This is a genomic window from Kitasatospora phosalacinea, assembly GCF_000716545.1.
GTDB lineage: Bacteria > Actinomycetota > Actinomycetes > Streptomycetales > Streptomycetaceae > Kitasatospora > Kitasatospora phosalacinea.
Genome location: NZ_JNWZ01000003.1, coordinates 45,510 through 70,455, shown reverse-complemented (window position 1 = coordinate 70,455; position 24,946 = coordinate 45,510). Strand labels below are relative to the sequence as shown.

Here is a 24,946-nt window from a genome sequence, read left to right as displayed (position 1 = left end):
AGCCGTGCACACCCGCACCCTCCTCGAACCCTTCTGGCCCTCGCGCCGGAACCACCACTTCGACCAGACCTGTCGGCGCGCGACCAGCGCCTCCCGGCCCGCGAACTGACCACCAGTCAACTCCCGTGCGCCGGAAGCGCAGACGACGACCACCCACCGACCGTCACGCGCGAAAGAGCCCTCACATGTCGTACGCCGCCACCGCCACCGCGACCCCGCACCTGCGCGCGGTCCGCTCCCTCCCCGGCCTCGCCCCCGCCCCCGCGGCCCCCGCCGAGCACCGGCGGATCGCCGCCCAGCCCCGGCCGATCGCCGCGACCGTCGCCCCCGCGCCCGCCCCCGAGAGCCTGCTGGCCGGCCTCCAGGACGGCGCGGCCGTGGTCGCCGCCCTCCCGCAGTCCGTCCTCCCGCAGGGGCTGCTGGCGCAGCTCGGCGCGACCAACTCCCCGCTGGTGGGATACCTGGTCCTGGTGCCCGCGGAGACGACGACCACCCCCGCCGCCGTCGAGGCCCCGGCCACCGTCCGGCCGTTCACCCGACCCGCCGACAGCGGCATCTCCGTCGACCTCGACCGCCGCAACGCCTACGTCGACGGCTCGCTGCTCGACCTCACCTACCTCGAGTTCGAACTCCTCGCCCACCTCACCGAGCACCCGCACCGCGTCCACACCCGCGACCAGCTGGTCCACACCGTCTGGGGCTACGGCCACGTCGGCGACGGCCGCACCGTGGACGTCCACGTCGCCCGCCTGCGCCGCAAGCTCGGCGCGGCCTACCGCGACACCATCGTCACCGTCCGCCGGGTCGGCTACAAGTACGCGCCGGTGGCGTGACGCCACGGGCGCGGGGAACCGCGCGCAGCGGCGGATGAACACCGGCGAGGTCGCGGCGAGGGCAGTGGGTCGAAGCCCCGTCGCGACCTCGCCGTGCGCGCGCGGCCGTTCGCGCGGTTCCCCGCGCCCCGGCCGGTGCGCCGCGCTGCTCGCTGGTGCTCTGACCGCGCGCGTTCGCCGGGCTGCTCGATTGCGCGGCGAGGACGGACCTGCCGCCCGGTCGAGTTCGGCGTCCCGTTCCGGATCGGTGGGCCCCTTCCAGCGCACCAAGACCCGGCCGGGCAGCCCAGAACGGGGGCCGGTCCAGGAGGAGGGCTCAGGGGGCGGACGGCTCGATCTGCCCCGCGAAGACGATGACCTGGTCGATGAGGTTCCGCCGCAGATGGACGACGTCCGTTCCCGACAGGCGGGGGCCTCCATCCGGCGTCGTGAAGTTCCACTGGTACCGGGCCCACTCGTCCGGCATGTCCACCGCCGAACAGCGCACCATCGTGCCGTTCCCCGCGGGGTGGCGCCGGATGTCCAGCACGAACCGCTCGACCGCGTCGATCCCCTCGGTGCGGCCCAACGGTCCCCAGAGGACCACGTCCGAGGTCAGGGCCTGGGAGAGCAGCGCAGTCACATCGCTGTCGTCCGAGGCGTTGAACGCCGAGATGAACGTGTCGATCGCGGACTGCGCGGTCTCTTCCTGCATGCACCATTCATACCAGTTGCCTCGCGAACCGCGCTCGTCCCGTGAAGCCGCCTCCCGACCGTGGTGAACCATCCCGGTCACGGCACTAGCGCTGGTCCGGGGGCAGCAGCAGGACGGTGAGGGCCGCCGCGCAGGCGCGGGCGTGGGCGAGGGCGCGCGGCAGCGTCTCGTCGGTGAGGCGGGCGGGGGTGGAGCGGACGGCGAGGGCGAAGCGGGCGGTGGGGGTGCGGTCGAGGACGGGGACGGCGAGGGTGCGGATGCCGGGGGTGGACTCGCCGTCGTTGAGGGCGTAGCCCCGGTCCCGGGTGAGGGCGAGTTCGGCGTCCAGGGCGGCGGGGTCGGTGAGGGTGCGCGGGGTGTAGGCGGCCAGGGGCCCGTCCAGTGGCGGGTCGGTGGGGGAGGGCCAGGCCAGCAGCACCTTGCCGAGGGCGGTGGAGTGCAGCGGGCGGCGCAGGCCCAGGCCGGTGGAGGGCAGGACGGAGCCGCCGACCAGGATGACGGCGTGCGGGCCGGAGCGGATGGCCAGGTCGGCGGTGGCGCCGGTGCGCCCGGCGAGCCGGTCGAGTTCGGGGCCGGCCAGGTGCAGTCCGCGCTGGTGGAAGGTGAGTTGGCCGAGTTCGGCGACGGCCGGTCCGAGTCGGTAGCGGGCGGTGCGCTCGTCCTGGTCGAGGAAGCCGGTGGCGACCAGGGTGCGGGCCAGGCGGTGCGCGGTGGAGACGGACAGGCCCATCCGGCGGGCGAGCTCGGAGGCGCTGAGGTCGGGCCCGTTGTCGTGGAAGCAGTTCAGCAGGCCGAGCGCCCGGTGGACCGCCTGGGCGCCGCTCGGCGGGGCGGGGAGGGTTCCGGGGCCGGGCATCGCACTTCTCCGGTTCGGCTCGTCGGTGGTCGACTCATGGGTGGCCAACTTCCTTGCTGTTTCCAGGATATGGGAGTGATCGCTGCGGCAGTGTGTCGGCAGTGTTGCGGCTGTCCGACCTGCCGTGAACAGGTGATCCCATCATCTGGCAAGGCTTGATTCCGTCCCCGGTCAGATGGAACGCTCAGCTCATCAGCCGGTTCGAGCAGGAGGGAGTCCACCGTGAAGACGCACCGGTGCCACTCCTCCTGTTGTCGCTGACCGCCACGCGAACCCCCTTTCCCCGCGCTGCCCTTGCCACCATGTGGCACGACGCCCGCGCGCCTCCTGCCGATCACCGGAGCCCCGCCATGAGCACGTCCCCCGTCGCGCCCCCGTACCCCGACGCCCTGTGGTTCACCCGCTGCCCCGTGCCGACCGCGACCGGAATCGCCGCCGACCAGGGCTGGCTGGCCGGGGAGTTCGCCGCCGAGGGCATCGCGGTGCGCTCGCTCCAGGACGTCCCGCCGGAGGTCGCCGCCGACCACCACTACACGCACGCGCTGACCGGCCTGTTCCGGGAGGGCGGCAACGTCCCCGCGCTGTGGGCGCGTTCGCGCGGCGAGCGGACCAGGCTGATCGGGCTGACCTGGATCGAGGAGCGCCAGGCGGTGCTCGTCCGGGAGGGCAGCGGCATCGACTCCGCCGAGCAGCTGCGCGGGCTGCGGCTCGCGGTGCCCCGGCATCCGATCGCGATCGACTTCTGGCGGGCGATGGCGCTGGCCGGCCACCACGGCGCCCTGGCCTCCGCCGGACTCGCCCTGGCGGACGTCGAGTTGGTCGACGTCGAGGCCGCGCCCGGCGGCGGCCAGTGGAAGGCCGAGCTGACCGCGCTGGCCGACGGCCGGGTGGACGCCGTGTACGTGAAGGGCGCGCTCGCCGTGGAGGCCGCCCGGCGCCACGGGGCCGTTCCCGCCGTCGAGCTGGACGCACTGCCCGACCGCCGGCACCGGGTCAACAACGGCACCCCGCGCCCGATCACCGTCCACCAGCAACTGCTGGACGAACACCCCGAGTTGGTCGCCCGCTTCCTGGCGGTGCTGCTGCGCGCCGCCGACTGGGCGGCCGAACGGCCCGCGGACGTCGCCCGGATCCTCGGCGCCGAGACCGGCGCCGGACCGGAGGGCGTCGCGGGCGCCTACGCGGCGGGCAGCCACCGCACCCTGCACCCGGACCTGTCCGCCGACCGCCTCGAACTCCTCGCCCGGCAGGAGGAGTTCCTGCACGCCCACGGCTTCCTCGCCGACCGGGTCGACGTCCACGCCTGGGCCGACCCCGCCCCGCTGGCCGCCGCCCGCGCCCTGCTCGCCGCCCGTTCCTGACCCCGCCCGCCCCGTTGGAGAACCGCATGCGCACCCCCGCCCGCCGCCGCACCCTGCTCGCCGCCACCGCCCTGACCGCCGTCGCCGCGCTCGCCCTGACCGCCTGCGGCTCGTCCGCGAAGGACGCCTCGGCCTCCGCCGACGGCAAGGGCGGCGCCGAGGTGGTGCTGAGAGTGCCCGACCCCGGAAACTCCGGCTTCCTCGCCAAGGGCAAGAAGGACGGCTCGCTGGACAAGGCGCTGGCCGCCGTGCACGCCAAGGTGGTGTGGACGGGCAGCGCCGGCCCGTTCGCCCCCGCCGCGCAGGCCCTCAACGCCGACCAGCTGGACGTCGCCCAGGGCTCGATCACCTCGGCCGTCGCCGCGCTCGCCCAGAAGCCCGGCTTCAAACTGTTCGCGCAGACCGAACCGGACGAGGCCGGCGAGGGCATCCTGGTGAAGAACGGCTCCCCGATCAAGGAGATCAAGGACCTGGTCGGCAAGAAGGTCGCCGTCTCGCAGGGCGGCACCTCCGAGTACCTGCTGCTCAAGGCGCTGGAGAAGAACGGCATCCCGGTCGGCCAGGTCGAACGGGTCTACCTGCGGGCCGACCAGACCTCCGGCGTCTTCAACTCCGGCCAGGTCGACGCCTGGGCGACCTGGGGCACCTTCTCGATCCCCGCGATCGCCAACTCGAACGCGCACTTCCTGGCCAACGGCAAGGCCGTAGGCAGCGACAACTACGCGGTGTGGGCGGTGCGTTCGACCTTCGCCGAGAAGCACCCCGAGGTGGTCAAGGCGTTCTACGCCTACCTGCACGAGAACGGCGCCAAGGAGAAGGCCGACCCGGCCGCCTACCTCAACGTGTTCACCGACGCCGGCCCGACCGCCGTCACCCCCGCCGAGAAGGAGATCGCCGTGGACTTCGGCAAGCAGCGCGCCGTCGACTCGCCGATCACCGACGCCGACACCGCCCGGTTCGCCGTGGTCGCCAAGTTCTACGCCGACCAGGGCGTCACCAAGACCCTGGTCGACGTCAAGCCCTACCTGATCGACGTCAACTCCCTTCCCGGGGGCACCCAGTGACCACCGCCACCGAGGCGGCCCGGGCCGCCGGGCTGGTCGCCCCCCGGGCCCGCAGCACCGCCACCCGGCCGCGCGGCCTCTCGCTCGCCCTGCGCACCCTGGGCCCGATCGCCCTGATCGCCGCCTGGCAGATCTCCTCCGCCACCGGCGCACTCACCCCCGACGTGCTCGCCTCGCCCGGTCAAGTCCTGCAAGCCGTCAAGGAGTTGTGGGGCAACGGACAGCTCGCCGACGCGCTGTCCACCTCGCTGACCCGGGCCGGCCTCGGCCTGCTGTTCGGCGCCGGCACCGGGCTGGTGCTCGGCGTGGTCACCGGCTTCTTCCGGCTCGGCGAGGAACTGCTCGACTCCGCGATCCAAGTCCTGCGCACCGTACCGTTCCTGGCGCTGGTGCCGCTGTTCATGGTCTGGTTCGGCATCACCGAGACGGCGAAGATCGCGCTGATCGGCGTCGCCACCTCCTTCCCGATGTACGTGTCCGCCTCCGGCGGCGTCCGCAACACCGACCGCAAGCTCGTCGAGGCGATGCGCAGCTTCGGCCTCTCCCGCTGGGCCGTCGTCCGCGAGGTCGTGCTGCCCGGCGCGCTGCCCGCCCTGCTGTCCGGGCTGCGGCTGTCGATGACGCTCAGCGTGATCGCGCTGATCGCCGCCGAGGAGATCAACTCCACCGAGGGGATCGGCTACCTGATGGCCCAGGCGCAGAACTTCTCCCGCACCGACGTGCTCGCCGTCTGCATCCTGATCTACGGCCTGCTCGGCCTGGCCGCCGACGGCGCGGTGCGCGTCCTGGAGCGCGTCCTGATGCCCTGGCGGCCCGCCGGCGGCAGGGCGGGGGCCGGACGATGAGCAGCACGCCCACGACGAGCACGCCCACGACGAGCACGCCCACGGCGAGCACGCCCACGACGAGCGCCCCCACGACGAGCGCGCCCACGGCGAGCGCCCCCGCCGTCCATCTCCGGGGCCTGCGCCGGGTGTTCGGCACCCGGGCCGTCCTGGACGGCATCGACCTGGACATCGCCCGCGGCGAGTTCCTCGCCCTGCTCGGCGCCTCCGGCACCGGCAAGACCACCCTGCTGCGGATCCTCGGCGCGCTCGACCGCGCCGACCAGGGCACCGTGCTCGTCCCGCCCTCGCGCACCGTGGTCTTCCAGGAGCCCCGGCTGATCCCGTCCAAGCGCGTCCTCGGCAACGTCACCGTCGGCCTGCCGCGCGGCGCGGCCACCCGGGAGACCGGCCGCCGGGCGCTGGCCGAAGTCGGCCTCGCCGACCACGCCGACGCATGGCCCGGCACCCTCTCCGGCGGCGAGGCCCAGCGCGCCGCCCTCGCCCGGGCCCTCGTCCGCGAGCCCGAACTCCTGCTGCTGGACGAGCCGTTCGCCGCCCTGGACGCCCTCACCCGGCTGCGCATGCAGGACCTGGTCGGCGAACTGTGCCGCAAGCACCGGCCCGCCGTCCTGCTGGTCACCCACGACGTGGACGAGGCGATCCGGCTCGCCGACCGGGTGGCCGTGCTGCGCGACGGCGTCCTCGTCCGTGACGAGACCGTCACCGTCGAACGCCCCCGGGAGGCGGCCGACCCGGACTTCGCGGCACTGCGCCGCCGCCTGCTCGCCGACCTCGGCGTGCACCAGGACTCCGCACCACGGCACTCCGCAGCACGGCACTCCGCGCCGCAGCACGCTGCGTCACAGCACGCCAACTGACCGCCCGACCAAGGAAAGAGACCGCCATGACCATCACCGTCGGTGTGCACCGCTCCAACCCGTCCCTCTACCACCTGGCCCGACTCGACTACCTCCAGCAGGAGTTGGCCCCGCTCGGCGAGAGCGCCGAGTTCCACCACTACACCGACGGCACCAAGACCGGCCCCTACCTGGCCGACGGCACCATCGACTTCGGCGGCACCGGATCCACCCCGCCGATCACCGCCCAGGCCGCCGGACACGACATCGTCTACACCGCCGTCTCCGCGCCCCGCCCCGACCACGGCGCGCTGCTGGTCGCCGCCGACGGGCCGGTGCACTCGATCGCCGACCTCAAGGGCGCCACCGTGGTGCTCGGCATCGGCTCCTGGCAGACCCACCTGCTCGCCAAGGCCCTGCACCAGCACGGGCTCTCCTACCGCGACGACATCACCGCCGAGCGCCCGGCCGGCGACGAGGCCGAGCGGCTGCGCGAGGGCCGGATCGCCGGCTGGATCGCCCAGGGCGCCGAGCTCGCCGCCGCCCGCCGCACCGGCCACTTCCGCGAACTGGTCCGCACCGGCGACGTCATCACCGACCGCTCGGTGTTCTTCACCCGCCGCGAACTCGCCGTCCAGCGGCCCGAGGTGGTCGCCGCCATCGTCACCGCCCTGCAGCGCGCCGACCACTGGGCCGCCGCCAACCCCGCCGAGGCCGCCGCCATCGCCGCCGAGGACCAGGGCGGCGAGGCCGCCGACTGGCACACCGCGCTCGCCGCCCTGCCCTGGCGACTGGAGCCCGCCACCGCCGAGTTCGTCGCCGAGCAGCAGGAAGCCGCCGACATCTTCCACCAGGTCGGTTTCATCGACCGCGCCGTCACCGTCGCCGACATCCACCTGCCCGAGCTGGAACGGCCCGTCGCCGACGCCGTCGCCCGCGCCGCGCGGCCCGCCGCCACCCAGAAGGTCTGAGCACCATGGCCACCGAAGTCCTCTGGTACCTGATCCCCCGCGAGGGCCACTACCCGTGGGAGCCCGAAGGCCGCCGCCCGGTCGACCTCGGCTACCTCCAGCACCTCGCCGCCACCGTCGAACGGCTCGGCTACACCGGCGCGCTGCTCGCCACCGACCAGTACGACGTGTGGACGCTCGGCTCCGCCCTGGCCGCCGCCACCGGCCCCGGCTTCCAGCCCCTGCTGGCCGTCCACCCCGGCCTGGTCTCGCCCACCCTGCTGGCCAAGATGGCGCTCTCCTTCGAGCACCTGCACGGCCCCGGCCGGCTCCGCTTCAACGTGGTCAACGGCTCCACCAACCAGCTGCGCGAGTACGGCCTGCACGTCGAGCACGACGACCGCTACCGGCTGTCCGCCGAGTACTGGAGCCTGGTCAAGCGCCTCACCAGCGGCGAAGTCTTCGACCACGAGGGCGAGTTCTACCAGCTGAAGAACGCCGGTGCCTCGCTGCGCGACCTGCCGCCGCTGCGCGAAGGACACATCCCGCTCTGGTTCGGCGGCTCCTCCCCGGCCGGGATCGAGGTCGCCGCCGAACACGTCGACGTCTACCTCACCTGGGGCGAACCCCCGCACCTGCTCAAGGAGAAGCTGGAGCGCGTCCGCGAACGCGCCGCCGCCCACGGCCGCACCCTGCGGCTCGGCCTGCGCCTGCACCTGATCGTCCGCGACACCGAGGAACAGGCCTGGGCCGCCGCCGACCGCCTGCTCGACGTCACCAGCGAGGCCACCTACGCCCGCCAGCTCGGCGGCCGGACCGGCGAGGACGGCATCGGCTGGCAGCGCCAGTTCCGCCAGCACGGCGGCCGCGTCCCGGCCCGGGCCCGCGAGCTGGAGGCCCACCCCAACCTGTGGCCCGGGATGAGCCTGTTCCGCCCCGGCCCCGGCACCGCCGTGGTCGGCTCCACCGAGCAGGTCGTCGAACGGCTGAGGGAATTCCAGGAGTTGGGCGTGGACACCTTCATCCTCTCCGGCAACCCGCTGCTGGAGGAGGCCTACCGGGTCGCCGAGACCGTCCTGCCGAAGCTGCACCCCTGAGCCCGCACGCCCCCCGGACCGGACGGGCGGGTGGCCGGACTCTCCCCGGCCACCCGCCCGTTCACCGCGTCGAACGCTTCCTACCTGCTGATCCGGTCGATCTCCGCCAGCTCCTCGGCGGACAGCGGACCGGCCGCCAGCGCGTCCAGGTTCTGGTCCAGCTGCTTCACGCTCGACGCGCCGATGATCACCGACACCACCCGCTCGTCCCGCAGCACCCAGGACAGCGCCAGCTGCGCCAGGCTCTGCCCGCGACCCTCCGCGACCTTCGCCAGCGCCCGCAGCCGCTCCAGCTTCGCGTCCGTCAGCGCCTCCTCCTTCAGGAAGTGGCCCACCGACATCCGCGAACCCGCCGGCACGTCACCCGACAGGTAGCGGTCGGTCAACAGGCCCTGCGCCAGCGGGGAGTAGGCGATCAGCGCGGTCTGCGTCTCGCCCACCGCGTCCAGCAGCCCCTGCTCCGGCTCCCGGTTCAGGATCGAGTAGCTCGCCTGGTTCAGCAGGCACGGCGTGCCCAGCTCGCGCAGGATCGCCACCGCCTCCCGGTGCTGCTCCGCCGGGTAGTTGGAGATCGCCGCGTACAGCGCACGGCCCGAGCGCACCGCCGTGTCCAGCGCGCCCATGGTCTCCTCCAGCGGGGTGGAAGGATCCCACCGGTGCGAGTAGAAGACGTCGACGTAGTCCAGGCCCATCCGCTCCAGCGACTGGTCCAGGCTGGCCAGCAGGTACTTGCGGCTGCCGCCGTCCCCGTACGGGCCCGGCCACATGTCCCAGCCCGCCTTCGAGGCGATGAACAGCTCGTCCCGGAACGGGCGGAAGTCCTGCGCGAACAGGTAGCCGAAGTTGCGCTCCGCGCTGCCGTACGGCGGGCCGTAGTTGTTCGCCAGGTCGAAGTGCGTCACCCCCCGGTCGAAGGCCCGGCGCAGCACCGCGCGCTGCACCTCCAGCGGCTGGGTGTCACCGAAGTTGTGCCACAGGCCGAGCGAGACGGCGGGCAGCTGCACACCGCTGCGCCCGGCGCGGCGGAAGGTCATCGAGGCGTAGCGGTCGTCCGCGGGGAGGAAGCTCATGACCAGCATCCTGCCAGGTGAGGCCCACGGGCGGGACCAATGGCCCCGCCCGCGGACGCCCGGTCCGGCGTAGCCTGGCGGGGGAGGGGCAGCGTGCGACCGCACGTGACAGCGCGTGACAGCACGAGGAGGACACCGCCGTGGCACTGCCGGACATCACCAGCCGGACGGACCTGGAACAGGCCCTGCGGCTCTTCTACCGCGCCGCCTTCGCCGACCCGCTGATCGGCCCGTACTTCACCGAGATCGCCCGTCTCGACCTGGAGGCCCACCTCCTCAGGATCACCGACTTCTGGGAGAGCGCCCTGCTGCGCACCGCCTCCTACCGGGGCAACGCGCTCGCCCCGCACGCCGCCCTGCACGCCGCCGCCCCGCTCACCGCCGCCCACTTCGGCCGCTGGGTCCAGCTCTGGCGCGCCACCCTCGACGGCCGCCACGCCGGCCCCGTCACCGAACGCGCCAAGGCCCAGTCGCAGCGGATCGCCGTCGCCATGCTGCGCCGCCTCGGCGAGGACGACACCGGCGGCGGCACCGGCGGCTTCGTCCCGCTCAGCGCCGTCCGCCTGGCCTCCGGCAGCGCCACCGTCTGACCACCGGCACGGGAACCGCGCCGGGGCCGGGGGGGGGCAGGCGGGCGAGCCGGACGGGCGCCGCCCGGCAGCAGGCACGGCGGGGGACCGGCCGCGTCGACACGTCGATCGTGCGGACGGCCCGAACGGCGGCGCGCTACGCGTCCAGGTAGTCGTGCCCCGGCGGTGCCGGTACGCACCGCAGCCCGCCGTCGCGCAGCTGCCGCTCCGTCGCGCCGTCCACCTCGTGGCTCACCCGGAACAGGCCGCACACCCGCTCGTCCTCGGCGATCTCCCGCACCAGCGGCGACGGCCGGTCGTCGCCGCACTCCACCCGATCGCGGACCGTCCGACCCGCGCCCGCTTGGAGCCCGCTTGGAACGCAGGTGGGCGGTGGTTGCGCGCGGGCATCGCATAGGCTCGACCCCACGATGGTGCGGATCACTGTGCTCGGGACACTGACGGCGCAAGTGGCGGGGGCCGCCACCCGGTTGGGGGGCCCGCGCCAGCGCGGCGTGCTCGCCCGGCTCCTGGTCGCGCGCGGGGCGGTCGTCCCCGCCGACCGGCTCATCGACGGCCTGTGGGACGGCAGCCCGCCCGCCAAGGCCGCGACCTCCCTCCAGGCGTACGTCTCCAACCTGCGCCGTCTGCTCGAACCCGAACGCGGCCCCCGGCAGGAAGCCCGCCTGCTGGTCAGCGAAGCGGGCGGGTACGCGCTGCGCGGCGTCCGCACCGACGCCCAGGAGTTCGAGGACCTGCTCGGCGGCCCGCACCCGGAGGGCCCGGAGCGGCTGCGGCAGGCGCTCCGGCTGTGGCGGGGACCGGCGTACGGGGAGTTCGCCGACCGGGCCTGGGCCGCCCCCGAGATCGCCCGCCTGGAGGAACTGCGCACCACCGCACGGGAATCCGCCGTCGAAGCCGACCTCGTCGCCGGGCGGGCCCGCGCCGCCGCGCAGGACGCCGCCGGCCTGGTCGAGGACCACCCGCTGCGCGAGGAGGCCTGGCGGCTGCTCGCGCTCGCCCTGTGGCACAGCGGCCGCCAGGCCGACGCGCTCGCCGCCGTCCGCCGCGCCCGGGCCTACTTCGCCACCGAACTCGGGCTCGACCCGGGCCCGCTGCTCACCGCCGTCGAATCCGCGATCCTCCACCAGCGCGCCGAAGTCCTGACCCCCGGCGCCGGGACGGCCGGGCCCGCGTCCCCGGGCCCGGCCCCCGCCCTCGTCCCCGCCCCTGCCCCTGCCCCTTCCCTCACCCCTTCCCCCGTCGCCGCCCCCGCCGTTCGTTCGGGCGCCGGGCGCTCGCCGGTGTTCGTGGGGCGGCAGGGGGAGTTGGCGGCGCTGTCGGGGGCGGCCGAACAGGCGCGGGGCGGGGTCGGGTTCGCGCTGGTGAGCGGGGAGGCGGGTGCCGGGAAGTCGACCCTGTTGGGGCGGCTGCGGGAGCAACTGGCCGGTGCGGGATGGCGGGTGGTGACCGGCCGGTGCCCGGAGAGCGAGGGCGCCCCCGCCGCGTGGGCGTGGACCGAGGTGCTGCGCGACCTCGCCGGGTACGAGCCGTCCACCGCCTCCGACCCGCTGCTCGCCCCGCTGCTCGCCGACCCGGACCCGACGGGCCGCCAGGACGCCCGGTCGGGGCGGTTCCGGCTGCACCGCGCGGTCGTCGCCCACCTGCACGCCGCCGCGCAGGCCCCGCCGCTCGCCGTGCTGCTGGACGACCTGCACGCCGCCGACCAGGAAACCCGGGAGGTGCTGGGCGAGTTGGCCGCCGACCAGGGCGCGCCCGGCACCGGCGGCGGCCTGCTGGTGGTGGCCGCGCTGCGCCCCGGCGAGGGTGAACTCGCCGACGTGCTGGCGAAGTTGGCCCGCCGCTCGCCGGCACGGGTGCCGCTCGGCGGCCTCGCCGAGCCCGACGCCGGACGGCTGATCGAGGCGGTGTGCGCCGCCCCCGTCCGCCCGGAGACCGTCCGGGCGCTGGCCGAACGCACCGGCGGCAACCCGTTCTACCTCGCCGAGAGCGCCCAACTCCTTTCGCTGGGGGACGAGTCCACCGCGCTGCGGCAGGTCCCGCAGGGCGTCCGGGACGTGCTGCGCCGCCGCTTCGAGCGGCTGCCCGCCCCCGCCGTGGACCTGCTGCGGCTGGCCGCCGTCGCGGGCCGGGAGAGCGACGTGGACCTGCTGCTGCGGGCCGGCGAGCAGGACGAGGACACCGCCACCGAGGCCGTCGAGGCGGCCGTCGCGGGCGGCCTGCTGCTCGAACCCCGGCCCGGCACCGTCCGGTTCGCCCACGTGCTGGTCCGCGACACCCTGTACGCCGACCTCGGCGGCCTGCGTCGGGCCCGCCTGCACGGCCGGATCGGACACGCCCTGCGCGACCTGCGCCCCGGTGAACTCACCGCGCTGGCCCACCACTTCACCCAGGCCGCGACCGCCGGCACGGCCGCCCTCGCGGTCGACCACTGCGTGCGCGCCGCCGAGGCCGCCGAACGCCGCTACGCCCACACCAGCGCCGTCAACCTGCTCCGGCAGGCCGTCGACAACCTGGAACGTGCCGCCGAACAGCCCGGCGAGGACCGGCCCGCCCGCCGGATCGACCTGCTCGGCGCCCTGCTACGCGCCCAGGTCCGGGCCGGGCAGGTCACCGCCGCCACCGGGACCAAGGCCCGCGCGCTGCGACTCGCCCGGGAGAGCGGCCGGGAGGAACTCCTGATCGCCGCCTGGACGGCCTGGACCGAACCCACCCCGTGGGTCACCCACCCGTACGGCGCGCTCGACCAGGAGGCCGTCGACGAGCTCACCCGGCTGCTGCGCCGCACCGGCCTGCCGCCCGCCACCCGCTGCCGGCTGCTCGACGCGCTCACCCAGGAACTCGACTGCGCGGGCTCGCCCGAGGGGATCGACGCCGGGCGCGAAGCGGTCGCGATAGCCCGAGCCGAGGGCGACCCGCGGCTGCTCTGCCTCGCGCTCGCCGCCCAGGCCCGGTCCTGCGACCACGAGTTGGCGTCCGACGACCGGGCCGAGCTGGCCGCCGAACTCGCCGTCCTCGCCGCCGAGCACGACCTGCCCGCCTACCGCTGGCACGCCGAGCACCTGGCCGCCACCGCCGCCGCCGCGCGCGCCGACCTGCCCGCGCTGCGCCGCCACATGGCGGCCGGCGAGGAGATCGCCCGCCGCTACGGGCTGGCCGAGTTCGCCGACGTGGTGCTGTTCCAGCGCGGCATGCTGGAGTTCGCCGCCGACCGGGTGGACGAGGCGGTCGCCCTGTACGAGCGGGCCCTGACCGGCCTGCACGAGCGGGGCTCGCTGCACGCGGACGGCCTGGGCGCGCTGATCCGGATCGTGATCGCCCACCGGCAGGGCCGCCTCGCCGAGCTGCTGCCGCTGATCCAGGAGCACCGCGCCCAGTACGGCCCGCTGATCGCCGACGTCACCGCGCTCGCCATGCACGCCGCCGGGCACGACCCGGCGGAGGTCCGGCGGGTCCGCGGCGAGTACCAGGGCGTCCAGGCCGACTACTTCCGCTCGCTGTTCCTGCAACTGCGCGCCGACCTGGTGATCGCCCTGGACGAGCGCGAGGAGGCCGCCCGGCTCCTGGACGAGCTGCGCCCGTTGGCCCACCTGGTGGCCGGTGCGGCGTCCACCTCGATCGCGATCCGCCCGATCGCCCTCACGCTCGGTGAACTCGCCCGCCACCTCGGCCGCACCGCCGAGGCCGCCGCGCACTTCCGGCAGGCCGCCGAGGTCGCCCGCCGCTGGGAGGCCCCCGGCTGGGAGGCCGAGGCCCGCGCCGCGCTGGCCGGCCTCGGCACCGGCCCCGTCGGCGGCCCCGGACCCGGCCCCGGCAGGTGACCACCCGCCGGGGCCGGGGCCGCTACCGTCGGCCCGCGGCCAGGTACGCGGTGTAGGAGATCACCGACGGCACCGGCACGTCGAGCGCACCCGCCCCGCTGGTGAGCTTCGCCTCGTCGCCGTGGATCCGCCCGCCGCCCGGATCCACGACGAAGGCGCACCGGGCGGGCAGCCCGCTGCCGTCCGACTCGGCGGAGAACGCCTCGCCTCCCGTCGTTCCCACCCCGCACCTGTCCGGCACCCCGCGATCCTCGCGGCCCGTCCGGGCGGAGTCCCCCGGCGCGTTCGGCCCGGGGCTTGGAACGGGCCGCCAAGTGGGCTCCAAGAGCCGCCTCCCACACTGGGGTTCGACACCGCATCGACCGCTGTACGGAAGGTTTCTCCCATGTCCACACTCCTCGGCCGACTCGGCGGGGCCGCAGCGGCCCGGCCCTGGCGCACCGTCGCGGCCTGGGTGCTGCTGATCGGCGCCGTCCTCGGCCTGGCGCAGGCGTTCGGCGGCGAGCCGCGCGACAACTACCGGATCCCCGGCACCCCCTCCACCGCGGGCATGGACCTGCTCAACGAGCGCTTCCCCGAGACCTCCGGCACCAGCGCCCGGGTGGTCGTCCACGACCGCGGCGGCGAGGCGCTGCCCGCCGACGCGCTGACCGCGCTGCGCGGGAGCCTGGCACGGGTGCCGCACGCGCTGTCGGTGAGCGAGCCGATACCGTCCCGGGCCGGCGACACCGCGCTGCTGACGGTCGGTTACGACGTCAAGGTCACCGCGTTCAAGGACGCCGAGGGCCTGGACGCGCTGCGCGCCGCCGCCCGGGCCACCACCGACGCCGGGTACCAGGTCGAGTTCGGCGGCGAGCTGCCGGAGCACTTCAGCGCCCCGAGCGGGACGGCCGAGGCGATCGGGATGGGCGCCGCGCTGGTGATCCTGGTGGTCGCGCTCGGCTCGGTCATCGCCGCCGGCCTGCCGCTGCTGGTCGCGCTGGCCGGGCTCGGCGCCGGGACGGGGCTGATCACCCTGCTGTCGGCCGTCACCGACATCAGCGGCATCGCGCCCACCGTGGCGTCCATGGTCGGCCTGGGCGTCGGCATCGACTACGCGCTGCTACTGGTCTCCCGGCACGTGGAGGGGCTGCGCCGGGGCCTGGACCCCCGCTCCGCCGCCGCCGAGGCGAACGCCACCGCCGGCTCCTCGGTGGTGGTCGCCGGTGCGACGGTGCTGGTCTCGCTGCTCGGCCTCAAGCTGGCGGGCCTGTCCACCTACGCCTCGTTCGGCTACGCGACCTTCGCCACCGTCGGCGCCGTGATGCTGGCCGCGCTGACGCTGGTGCCCGCCCTGGCCGCGCTCTCCGGCCCGCGCCTGCTGCGCCGCGCCGAACGCCGGGCCGCCGCCGCCCCCGTCCCGGCGGCCCCCGCCGCCCCGACCCGCACCGAGCGCTGGGCCCGGCTGGTCGGTCGCCGCCCGGTCGCCGCCGCCGTCCTCTCGCTGGCCGTGCTGCTCGCCCTGGCCGCCCCGATGCTCGGCATGCGGACCTGGCCGCAGGACGCCGGCAGCCAGGCGTCCGGCAACACCACCCGCAAGGCGTACGACCTGGTCGCCGAGGCGTACGGCCCCGGTGCGAACGGGCCGCTGCTGCTGGCGGTCGACCTGGAGCAGCTGTCGAAGTCCGAACTGCCGTCTCTGGAGCAGAAGTTGGCGGTCGATCCGGCGGTCGCCGCGGTCCAGCCGGCCCGGGTCAACGCGGCGGGCGACACCGCCGTGATCAGCGTCCAGCCCCGCACCGGCCCGCAGGACGCGGCCACCGTGAAGCTGCTGAAGCGGCTGCGCGCCTCCGAACTCCCGGCCGGGGTGCGGGTCACCGGCGTGGTTGCGGCCTTCTCCGACATCTCCGACCGGCTCTCGCAACGGCTGTGGGTGGTCGTCCCGTTCGTGGTGGTGCTCTCGCTGATCCTGCTGACCGTGCTGTTCCGGGCGCCGGTGATCGCGGTCAAGGCCGCCGCGATGAACCTGCTGTCGGTGGCGGCCGCGTACGGGGTGATGACGGCGGTCTTCCAGCACGACGCGGGCGCGAAGCTGCTCGGCCTGCCGCACGCGGTGCCGGTCTCCAGCTGGGTGCCGATCCTGATGTTCACCGTCCTGTTCGGCCTGTCGATGGACTACGAGGTGTTCCTGCTCTCCCGGGTCCGCGAGGACTGGCTGGCCACCGGCGACGCGCGCGGCAGCGTGGTGCGCGGGCTGTCCTCCACAGGCCGGGTGATCAGCAGCGCCGCGGCGATCATGGTGGCGGTGTTCACCGGCTTCGCGATCGACCCCGACATCACGGTCAAGATGATCGGCGTGGGCATGGCGGTGGCCGTCCTGGTCGACGCCACCGTGGTCCGGATGGTCCTGGTGCCCGCCACCATGACCCTGCTCGGCCGCCACAACTGGTGGCTGCCCGGCTGGCTGGACCGCCTCCTGCCGCGCCTGCGGGTCGAGCACGGCGCCGCCCCCGCCGCCCCCGCCGAGCAGCCGGTCACCGTCTGACCCGCCCGCGCCGCTCCCGCCCCCCGGGCCCCGCCGTGCTTACGGTGGGGCCCATGGGCGTACGGGTGGAGCGGGTGTACGAGGCGCCGGACGGCGGCGTGCGGGTGCTGGTGGACCGGCTGTGGCCGCGCGGGCTGCGCAAGGAGGACGCGCACCTGGACCGCTGGGCCAAGGAGGTGGCGCCGTCCACCGAGCTGCGCCGCTGGTTCCACGGCCCGGAGGGGGAGTACCGGGAGTTCGCCCGGCGCTACCGCGCGGAGCTGGAAGGGCCGGACGCGCGGCGGGAGTTGGACGAGTTGTGCGAGTCGGCCGGAGGCGGGGAGCTGGTGCTGCTGACGGCGGTGCGGGAGCCGGAGCGCAGCCACGCGGAGGTGCTGCTGGAGGTGGTGCGGGAGCGCCTCGGGCAGAGATGATGATCATGGCGGCGTGTTAAATCGGGACATAGAGCGGCAATTCGGATCTAATACGCTCATGAGCCTCCTGCGTGAGAACGCCGTTCTCGCCCTCTTCTTCTGTCTGGGCCTGGGCTACCTGGTCGGAAAACTCCGCGTCGGACCGATCCAACTGGGCGGCATCTGCGGCGTCCTGATCGTGTCGATGCTGGTCGGCGCCCAGAACGTCTCGGTGAACGCCGACGTCAAGAACGTGGCGTTCGCCCTGTTCATCTTCTCGCTCGGCTACATCGCCGGCCCGCAGTTCTTCGCCAACATGAACGCCAAGGGCCTGCGCTTCGGCGTGCTCTCCGTCATGGAGGCGGTCGTCGTCGTCCTGATGGCGCTCGGCATCGCCAAGGCCTTCGACCTGGACGTCGGCACCGCCGCGGGCATCCTGGCCGGCGCCGCCACCGAGTCCGCCGCCGTCGGCACCGCGCAGGACGCGATCGCCAAACTCCCCGGCATCACCGCCGACCAGACCACCCAGCTGCAGGCGCACGTCGCCACCGCCTACTCGGTCTGCTACCTGTTCGGCCTGATCAGCATCGTCCTGCTGACCAGCCAGCTGTTCCCGCTGCTGATGCGGATCAAGCTGCCCGAAGCCTCCCGCCAGGTCTGGGAGAAGATGCGCGGCGGCGCCGGCGAACTGGAGCCCGGCGAAGCCCCCGCGCTGCCCGCCCTGGTCGGCCGCACCTACCTGGTCTCACAGGGCGAGGGCACCAGGATCAGCCGGATCCAGGAGCGCTCCGGCCAACTGGTCACCGTCGAGGCGGTCAGCCGCAGCGGCAAGAAGCTCGGCGTCGACGACGACCCGGTGCTGCGCCGCGGCGACCAGGTGCTGGTGGTCGGCCGGCGCGCCGCCGTGATCGACGCCGGACACGAACTCGGCCCCGAGACCAGCGGCGTCCCCGGCCTGGACAGTCCGCTGGCCGTCCGCCAGGTCGTGGTCACCAACAAGGAGGTCGCCGGACACACCCTCGACTCCGTCCGCGACCGGGACCGCGACGCCACCGGCGGCGTCTTCCTCACCGACATCCAGCGCGTCGACCACCACCTGCCCGCCGTCGGCGAGACCGAGGTGCACCGCGGCGACACCCTCACCGTGGTCGGCGCCCGCTCCCGGGTCGAGCGGTTCGCGAGCAAGGTCGGCGCCACCGTCCGCTCCGACACCGCCGACTACATCTACATCTCGCTCGGCATCTGCCTCGGCGTCCTGCTCGGCAAGGTCAACGTCCACCTCGGCGAGGTCAACCTCACCCTCGGCACCGGCGGCGGCTGCCTGATCTCCGGCCTGGTCTTCGGCTGGGTCCGCTCGCTGCGCCCCACCTTCGGCGCCTACCCGCCGGCCGCCGCGCAGACCACGAAGGACCTCGGCCTGGCCATGTTCATCGCCGTCACCGGCATGGCCGCCGGCCCCGACGCCGGACCGCTGCTCAAGCAGTACCCCGTGCTGCTCCCGGTCTCCGGCATCCTCATGGTCGTCATCCCCGCCTTCCTCGGCCTGTTCATCGGACGCCGCTTCCTCAAGATCGAACCACCGATCCTGGTCGGCGCGATCGCCGGCCAGCAGTGCTCCACCCCCGCGATCACCGCCGTCGGCAACGTCGCCCAGAGCAGCGTCCCGATGCTCGGCTACACCATCACCTACACCATCTCCAACTTCCTGCTCCCGCTCACCGGACCACTGCTGGTCGGCCTGGTCGGACTGGGCGGAGGCTGACCGTCGATGGACTGGATCACCGACCACGTCTTCAAGCCCTACCCCGAACTGCTGATCTTCCTGACCATCGCGATCGGCTTCCTGATCGGCCGGCTGCACTGGAAGGCGATCGGCCTGGGCGCCGTCACCGGCTGCCTGGTCGCCGGGCTGTTCACCGGCTGGCTCACCGACGTCGAGGTCAACGGCACCGTCAAGTCGGTGTTCTTCATCATGTTCCTGTTCGCCCTCGGCTACAAGGTCGGCCCGCAGTTCTTCCGCGGCCTCAAGAGGGACGGCCTGCCGCAGGTCGCGGTCACCCTCGCGGTCTGCCTCAGCGGCCTGGCGATCTGCTGGGGCTTCGCCGAGATGCTCGGCTACGGGCCCGGGCTCGGCGCCGGACTGCTCGGCGGCGCGCTCACCCAGTCCGCCGTCATCGGCGTCGCCCAGGACGCCATCGCCGGACTGCCCGGCCTCAGCCAGGACCAGGTCACCGCCCAGCAGAACCTCGTCCCGATCGGGTACGCCGTCACCTACCCGCTCGGCACCGTCCTGTGCGCGATCCTGCTGGCCAACATCGCCCCCCGCTTCCTGCGCAGCGACCTCGCCGCCGACTCCCGCGAACTCGCCGCCGAACTCGACGCCCCCGCCGACGACCCCGACCTCGCCGAGGGCTACTACGAGGTCGTGCTGCGCGCCTACACCGCCGTCAACGGCCTGGCCGGCTCCACCATCGAGCAGATCGAACAGCGCGAACGGGCCGCCGGGCGCCGGATCTACCTCACCCGCGTCCGCCGCGACGGCAAGATCCTCGACCACGACCAGCAGACCGTCATCGAGCGCGGCGACGTGGTCGCCGTCAGCGCGCTCCGCCACGACCTGGTCGAGTTCGACCCGGTCGCCGCCGTCGGCCCCGAGAGCGACGACGTCGAACTGCTCGGCTACCAGACCGAGCACCTGCACGTCGTCGCCTCCGAGAAGGCCCAGCTCGGCAGGACCATCGCGGAGCTCCGCCGGGAGCCGTTCATGGTCGGGGTGTTCGTCGACGAGGTGTACCGCTCCGGCGCCGAGTTCCCGTACCGGCTCACCACCCGGGTCGAACGCGGCGACACCCTGCTGCTGTCCGGCCCCGAGCGGCTGGTCGGGCCGGCCGCGCGGGCGATCGGCAAACCCGTGCCGACCAGCTTCGCCACCGACATGACCTGGGTGGGCCTCGGCATCTTCCTCGGCGGCTGCATCGGCATCCCCGCGCTCACCCTCGGCGGCGTGCCGATCAGCCTGTCCACCTCCGGCGGCGCGCTGATCATGGGCCTGGTGTTCGGCTGGATCCGCGGCAAGTACCCGACCTTCGGCAACGTGCCGCCCGGCGCCCAGTGGTTCATGGACACCCTCGGCCTGTGCGCGTTCGTCGCCATCGTCGGCATCAACGCCGGACCGAGCTTCACCAGCGGCCTCTCCCAGGCCGGTTGGGGCCTGCTGGTGTGGGGCGCCGTCGCCACCGTCGCCCCGCTGGTCGTCGGCCTGCTGATCGGCCACTTCGTGTTCAGGATGCGCCCGCCGATCCTGATGGGCGTGGTCGCCGGCGCGCAGACCACCACCGCCGCGATCGGGGCCGTCAACGAGGCCTCCCGCAGCCAGATCCCCACCCTCGGCTACACCATCCCGTACGCCGCCGGGAACGTCCTGCTGACCATCTGGGGCGCCGTCATCGTCGCCCTGCTCGGTTGAACCGTCCGCCGTCCCCCGAGGGCCGTCCCTTCCGAAAGAAGCGCACCATGAGCAAGCCGTCGATCAGCCGCGAGGAGATCCAGCGACTCTCCCGGCTCAGCCCGTTCGAGCTCAAGGGCGAGTTCATCAGGCTCGCCGAGGTCTACCAGGCCGACCAGCCCGGGCAGAAGGACAAGACCACCGTCCACATGCTCAACGCCGGCCGCGGCAACCCCAACTGGGTCTGCACCGGCCCCCGCGAAGCCATGCTCGCCCTCGGCCACTTCGCGCTCAGCGAGTCCCGCCGGGTCTGGACCGCCGACAACCTCGGCGGCATGCCCGAGCAGACCGGCATCGCCGCCCGCTACGACCACTTCGCCCGCTCCCACCCCGAACTGCCCGGCATCGAACTGCTCACCGCCTGCACCGGCCTCGCCGTCGACCGCTTCGACCTCGACCGCGACGCCTTCCTGCACGAGCTCGCCGACGCCGCCATCGGCGACAACTACCCCGTCCCCGACCGGATGCTGACCTGCGCCGAACAGATCGTCACCGGCTACCTGCACGACGAACTGATGGACCGCCGGCCGCCCGAGGGCGACCTCGACCTGTTCGCCACCGAAGGCGGCACCGCCGCCATGTGCTACATCTTCGACTCCCTGATGAAGAACGGCATCCTGCACAAGGGCGACAAGATCGCCCTGATGGTGCCGGTCTTCACCCCCTACATCGAGATCCCCGAACTCGACACCTACGAGTTCGACGTCGTCCGGATCCAGGCCTCCTCCTTCGCCGAGGCCGGCGTGCGCGAATGGCGCTACCCCACCGAGGAGGTCGCCAAGCTCGCCGACCCCGCCGTCAAGCTCGTCTGCCTGGTCAACCCCAGCAACCCGCCCTCCCTCGCGCTCTCCCAGCGGGTCACCGACCAGATCAAGTCCATCGTCGCCACCGACAACCCGAACCTGGTCATCGTCACCGACGACGTCTACGGCACCTTCGTCGACCACTTCCGCAGCATCGCCGCCGACCTGCCCCGCAACACCCTGCTCGTCTACTCCTACTCCAAGCACTACGGCTGCACCGGCCACCGCCTCGGCGTCATCGGCCTCCAGCGCGACAACGTCATCGACGACGCCATCGCCGCCCTCCCGCAGGCCGAGCAGGACCGCCTCGCCAAGCGCTACGGCAGCCTCAGCCTCGACCCCGGCAGCATCCGCTTCATCGACCGCCTGGTCGCCGACTCCCGGCAGGTCGCCCTCAACCACACCGCCGGACTCTCCCTCCCGCAGCAGGCCCAGCTCACCCTGTTCTCGCTCTTCGCGCTGCTCCCCGAGGGCAAGGCGTACAAGGCCAAGGTGCAGGCCGTCGTCAAGCAGCGCCTCGACCTGCTGCTCGAAGGCTCCGGGATGAAGATCTCCGAGGACCCGCAGCGGGCCGGCTACTACGTCGAACTCGACCTGCTCGCCGAAGCCGAACGCACCTCGGGGCCCGGCTTCGCCGCCTTCCTGAAGGAGAACTACGAACCCACCGAACCGCTCTTCCGCCTCGCCGAGCAGACCGGCGTCGTCCTCCTCAACGGCGGCGGCTTCGACGGCCCCGAATGGTCGGTCCGGGTCTCCCTCGCCAACCTCGACGACCTCGACTACCTCAAGATCGGCCACCACCTGAAGGCCATCTTCGACGACTACCGCGCCGAGTGGCGGGCCGCCGGGGGCGAGTGACGCCCCGCAGGCCCGGGGCCCCGCCCCCGCCCCGGGGCGCGGCCCCGCTCGGCGCACGCGGAAGACCGGGCGGGGCCGGTCCGGTCTGGCCGGGCGGGGGCGGGCGGCGCATGCTGGAAGGGAGGGGCCGGGGTGAGCCCGATCCGAGGAGTGCACCATGGAGATCAGGGCAGCGAACGGGGTGGTGGCGGGGATCGACGGGTCGGTGCCCGCGGCGGAGGCCGCCGAGTGGGCCGCCCGGGAGGCCGAGTGGCGGGGGACGGGGCTGCACCTGGTGCACGCCGTCAACACCGGCACGGTGACGCTCTCGCCGCGCGCCGGCGCCACCGTCACCGACCTGATCCTGCGCGAGGCCGCCGAACTGCTGGAGGCGGTGCAGGCCACGCTGGAGGCCGCCCACCCGGGGTTGCGGATCACCGGGGACGTGGTGCCGCGCGACGCCGGGGAGGCGGTGCTGACGGCGGCCGAGCACGCCTCGCTCGCCGTGCTCGGGACGCGCGGCCACGGCGGGTTCGCCTCGCTGCTGCTCGGCTCGGTCAGCCTGCGGGTCGCCGCGCACGCCGCCTGCCCGGTGGCGGTGGTCCGCGGCACCGAGCACCCGGACGGGCCGGTGCTGGTCGCCGTCCACGACGAACGCGACGCCGCCGCGCTCCGGTTCGGCTGCGAGACCGCCGCCCGCCGGGGCCTGCCGGTGCGGGCCGTGCACACCTGGTCGCCGGTGGTCGCCGACGTGGGGCGGATGGCGCCGATGGTCGACGAACTGGGCGAGGAGGCCCAGTTGCACGAGCAGCTGCTGCGCCGCACCTGCGACCCGGTGCGCGAGGAGTACCCCGGCGTCGAGGTGGAGAGCCACCAGTCGTCCGGCAGCGCCGCCGCGGCCCTGGTCGAGTCCTCGCGCGAAGCCGCCCTGGTGGTGGTCTCCCGGCACGAGCCGGCGCCGCGCTTCGGCCTGCGGCTGGCGACGCCCGTGCACGCCGTCCTGCACCACGCGCACTGCCCGGTGGCCGTCGTCCCGGTGTGACCGCCGCGGGGTGACCGTCCCGGGGTGACCGCCGCGGGGCCGTCGGCTGCCGGGCGGGCGGGAGCCGGGCGGGGGCGGCCGTCAGGCGGGCGGCCGTCAGGCGGGTGGGAGGAGCGGCCCGGCGAGGCGGCGGAACGCGGCGCCGGCCAGGTCGGCGGCGTCGGCGGGCGGCGCGTCGCCGGCGGCCCAGGTCTCCACGGCCACCCGCATCGCGGTGTTCGCGGCGGCGGTCAGCAGCCGGGCGTCCAGACCCTCGGCGTCCAGCCCGGCGAGCCGGGCCAGGACGGGGTGCAGCGCGGTCTCGGCGTCGTGGTGGACGCGGTGCCAGACGTCGCGCAGCGCCGGGTCGTCCGGCATGGCGCGCAGCAGGCCGCGCGTCCAGGCCAGGGACTCGGCCGGGTGGCCGGGGGCGGGGGCGAGTGCGGCGCGGGCGGAGTCCAGCAGGGCGGTGAGCGGCGGGGTGCCGGGGGAGGTGGCGGCGAGCAGGGCCACCCACCGGCGGGAGCCCTCGGCGAGCAGCGGGGCCACCGCGTCCTCCTTGGTGCGGAAGTAGCGGTAGAAGGTGCGCAGCGAGACGCCGGAGGTGCGGGCGATGTCCTCGGCGGTGGTGGCCTCGGCGCCGTGCTCGGCGAACAGGCGGGCGGCGGCGAGCGCGATCTCCTGCTGGGTGGCGGCCTTGCGGCGCTCGGTGAGGGAGAGCGGCGGGCGGTCGGGCGCGGGCATCTGCGGTTCCCCCGGTGCGTGCGGTCGGTCGGCGGCTCCAGCCTAGCGGGGCGGACGTCACAGGATGCGGATATGGCACAACGTGCCATCCAGGCGTACCGTGCATACATCGGATCGATCCGCCGATCCGCCGCACCACAGGGAGACCCCGCCATGAAGCGTTTCGAAGGCCGCCGCGCCCTGGTCACCGGCGCCGGCTCCGGCATCGGCCGGGCCGCCGTCCACCGGATCCTGGCCGAGGGCGGCACCGTGGTCGCCGCCGACGTCGCCGAGGACGGGCTCGCCGCCACCCACCGGCAGGCCGAGGCCGACGGCACCGCCGACCGGCTGACCACCGTGGTCGTCGACATCTCCGACGAGACGTCCGTCCGGGACGGCGTCGGCGGCGCGATCGCCGGGCTCGGCGGCCTGGACGTGCTGGTCAACGCGGCCGGCATCCTGCGCTCCGCGCACACCGAGCGGACCACCCTGGAGTTCTGGAACCGGATGCTCGCGGTCAACCTGACCGGCACCTTCCTGGTCACCCGCGAGGCGCTGCCCGCGCTGCTCGCCACCGGCCGCGGCGTGGTGGTCAACTTCTCCTCCACCTCCGCCTCCTTCGCCCACCCCTACATGGCCGCGTACGCCGCGACCAAGGGCGGCATCCAGTCCTTCACCCACGCGATCGCCGCCGAGTACGCCAAGCAGGGCCTGCGCGCCGTCAGCGTCGCGCCCGGCTCGATCGCCTCCGGCATGACCGCCGACCCCGGCCTGCCCGAGGACGCCGACACGTCGTGGTTCGTCAAGCTGCGGCCCGCGCTCGGCCAGGGCTTCGCGGGCCCCGAGACGGTGGCCGGCGTGATCGCCATGCTGGCCTCCGACGACGGCGCGTTCGTCACCGGCACCGAGATCCGGATCGACGGCGGCACCCACGCCTGACCCGTGCCCGACGCCCGCCCGGCCCGGACGCAACCACGGGGCCGGGCCCGGGCGTCCCCCCGGCGGCGGGCATACTGCTCGCGGTGCGTCGTGGGCCGTGTGCCCCGCGCCGCACGTTCAGACGTCGGACGTTTCGTCGCGGCCGCCCCGAGCCCGCCTCTCCGGCTCGCGGGCGCGCCGCG

Annotated in this window: 22 protein-coding genes; 16 read left to right on the top strand and 6 right to left on the bottom strand. The window is 74.3% G+C overall.

The window, feature by feature from the left end:
- Positions 1-185: 185 nt before the first annotated feature.
- Complete coding sequence (locus OO48_RS02285; protein ID WP_033212273.1) at positions 186-833, top strand: winged helix-turn-helix domain-containing protein; 648 nt, start codon at positions 186-188, stop codon at positions 831-833.
- A 316-nt stretch (positions 834-1,149) separates the two neighbouring features.
- Here OO48_RS02285 and OO48_RS02280 read toward each other — a convergent pair whose 3' ends face one another.
- Positions 1,150-1,527: a nuclear transport factor 2 family protein gene (locus tag OO48_RS02280; protein ID WP_033212271.1), complete on the bottom strand. Its 378-nt coding sequence runs from the start codon at positions 1,525-1,527 to the stop codon at positions 1,150-1,152.
- Between the two features lie 85 nt (positions 1,528-1,612).
- Entirely contained in the window at positions 1,613-2,383 is a 771-nt protein-coding gene (locus tag OO48_RS02275) for an IclR family transcriptional regulator (protein ID WP_033212269.1), read from the bottom strand.
- Positions 2,384-2,733: 350 nt separating this feature from the next.
- On the opposite strand from OO48_RS02275, the gene OO48_RS02270 reads away from it, so the two are divergent.
- The 6 genes from OO48_RS02270 to OO48_RS02245 are packed head-to-tail and all read left to right on the top strand — an operon-like array spanning position 2,734 to position 8,539.
- Positions 2,734-3,744 carry an ABC transporter substrate-binding protein gene (locus tag OO48_RS02270; RefSeq protein WP_033212268.1) on the top strand — a complete coding sequence of 337 codons (1,011 nt, stop codon included), beginning with the start codon at positions 2,734-2,736 and terminating at the stop codon, positions 3,742-3,744.
- A 26-nt stretch (positions 3,745-3,770) separates the two neighbouring features.
- Positions 3,771-4,808 (top strand): NrtA/SsuA/CpmA family ABC transporter substrate-binding protein, encoded by a 1,038-nt coding sequence (locus OO48_RS02265; protein WP_051731640.1) that lies wholly within the window; start codon positions 3,771-3,773, stop codon positions 4,806-4,808.
- Positions 4,805-5,653 carry an ABC transporter permease gene (locus OO48_RS02260; protein WP_033212267.1) on the top strand — a complete coding sequence of 283 codons (849 nt, stop codon included), beginning with the start codon at positions 4,805-4,807 and terminating at the stop codon, positions 5,651-5,653. The genes OO48_RS02265 and OO48_RS02260 overlap by 4 nt, the downstream gene beginning before the upstream one ends.
- Complete coding sequence (locus tag OO48_RS02255; RefSeq protein WP_245194499.1) at positions 5,650-6,513, top strand: ABC transporter ATP-binding protein; 864 nt, start codon at positions 5,650-5,652, stop codon at positions 6,511-6,513. The genes OO48_RS02260 and OO48_RS02255 overlap by 4 nt, the downstream gene beginning before the upstream one ends.
- 26 nt (positions 6,514-6,539) lie before the next feature.
- Complete coding sequence (locus tag OO48_RS02250; RefSeq protein WP_033212266.1) at positions 6,540-7,463, top strand: ABC transporter substrate-binding protein; 924 nt, start codon at positions 6,540-6,542, stop codon at positions 7,461-7,463.
- 5 nt (positions 7,464-7,468) lie between these two features.
- Positions 7,469-8,539, top strand: a complete 1,071-nt coding sequence (locus OO48_RS02245; protein ID WP_033212265.1) for an LLM class flavin-dependent oxidoreductase — start codon at positions 7,469-7,471, stop codon at positions 8,537-8,539.
- Positions 8,540-8,619: 80 nt separating this feature from the next.
- Here OO48_RS02245 and OO48_RS02240 read toward each other — a convergent pair whose 3' ends face one another.
- The gene (locus tag OO48_RS02240) at positions 8,620-9,609 is read right to left on the bottom strand and encodes an aldo/keto reductase (RefSeq protein ID WP_033212263.1); all 990 of its coding nucleotides are present in this window, start codon (positions 9,607-9,609) and stop codon (positions 8,620-8,622) included.
- Between the two features lie 140 nt (positions 9,610-9,749).
- Between OO48_RS02240 and OO48_RS02235 the strand changes: the two genes are divergently transcribed.
- On the top strand, positions 9,750-10,199 hold the full coding sequence (locus tag OO48_RS02235) for a group III truncated hemoglobin (protein ID WP_033212261.1): 450 nt from the start codon (positions 9,750-9,752) through the stop codon (positions 10,197-10,199).
- Positions 10,200-10,335: 136 nt separating this feature from the next.
- Here the strand turns inward: OO48_RS02235 and OO48_RS38020 are convergent, their stop codons facing one another.
- A complete protein-coding gene (locus OO48_RS38020; RefSeq protein ID WP_157845362.1) occupies positions 10,336-10,512 on the bottom strand; it encodes a hypothetical protein in 177 nt (58 codons plus the stop codon).
- Between the two features lie 97 nt (positions 10,513-10,609).
- Between OO48_RS38020 and OO48_RS02230 the strand changes: the two genes are divergently transcribed.
- Positions 10,610-14,020, top strand: a complete 3,411-nt coding sequence (locus OO48_RS02230; RefSeq protein WP_280842385.1) for an ATP-binding protein — start codon at positions 10,610-10,612, stop codon at positions 14,018-14,020.
- Positions 14,021-14,042: 22 nt separating this feature from the next.
- On the opposite strand, the gene OO48_RS02225 is transcribed toward OO48_RS02230, so the two are convergent.
- Positions 14,043-14,243: a hypothetical protein gene (locus OO48_RS02225; protein ID WP_033212259.1), complete on the bottom strand. Its 201-nt coding sequence runs from the start codon at positions 14,241-14,243 to the stop codon at positions 14,043-14,045.
- A 162-nt stretch (positions 14,244-14,405) separates the two neighbouring features.
- Between OO48_RS02225 and OO48_RS02220 the strand changes: the two genes are divergently transcribed.
- The 6 genes from OO48_RS02220 (at position 14,406) to OO48_RS02195 (ending at position 23,123) form a co-directional block, all read left to right on the top strand.
- Entirely contained in the window at positions 14,406-16,544 is a 2,139-nt protein-coding gene (locus OO48_RS02220; protein WP_051731638.1) for an MMPL family transporter, read from the top strand.
- A gap of 53 nt (positions 16,545-16,597) precedes the next feature.
- Positions 16,598-16,957: a DUF488 domain-containing protein gene (locus OO48_RS02215; protein WP_033212257.1), complete on the top strand. Its 360-nt coding sequence runs from the start codon at positions 16,598-16,600 to the stop codon at positions 16,955-16,957.
- Positions 16,958-17,015: 58 nt separating this feature from the next.
- A complete protein-coding gene (aspT, locus tag OO48_RS02210) occupies positions 17,016-18,698 on the top strand; it encodes an aspartate-alanine antiporter (RefSeq protein WP_033212256.1) in 1,683 nt (560 codons plus the stop codon).
- 6 nt (positions 18,699-18,704) lie between these two features.
- Positions 18,705-20,402, top strand: coding sequence for an aspartate-alanine antiporter (gene aspT / locus OO48_RS02205; protein ID WP_033212255.1), 1,698 nt, complete (start codon positions 18,705-18,707; stop codon positions 20,400-20,402).
- Positions 20,403-20,449: 47 nt separating this feature from the next.
- Positions 20,450-22,102 carry a bifunctional aspartate transaminase/aspartate 4-decarboxylase gene (locus OO48_RS02200; RefSeq protein WP_033212253.1) on the top strand — a complete coding sequence of 551 codons (1,653 nt, stop codon included), beginning with the start codon at positions 20,450-20,452 and terminating at the stop codon, positions 22,100-22,102.
- Between the two features lie 157 nt (positions 22,103-22,259).
- Positions 22,260-23,123, top strand: coding sequence for a universal stress protein (locus OO48_RS02195; protein ID WP_033212251.1), 864 nt, complete (start codon positions 22,260-22,262; stop codon positions 23,121-23,123).
- Positions 23,124-23,219: 96 nt separating this feature from the next.
- Here OO48_RS02195 and OO48_RS02190 read toward each other — a convergent pair whose 3' ends face one another.
- Complete coding sequence (locus OO48_RS02190) at positions 23,220-23,846, bottom strand: TetR/AcrR family transcriptional regulator (protein WP_033212249.1); 627 nt, start codon at positions 23,844-23,846, stop codon at positions 23,220-23,222.
- 153 nt (positions 23,847-23,999) lie between these two features.
- Here OO48_RS02190 and OO48_RS02185 point away from each other — a divergent pair, with 153 nt between their 5' ends.
- Entirely contained in the window at positions 24,000-24,764 is a 765-nt protein-coding gene (locus OO48_RS02185) for an SDR family NAD(P)-dependent oxidoreductase (protein WP_033212248.1), read from the top strand.
- Positions 24,765-24,946: the final 182 nt, after the last annotated feature.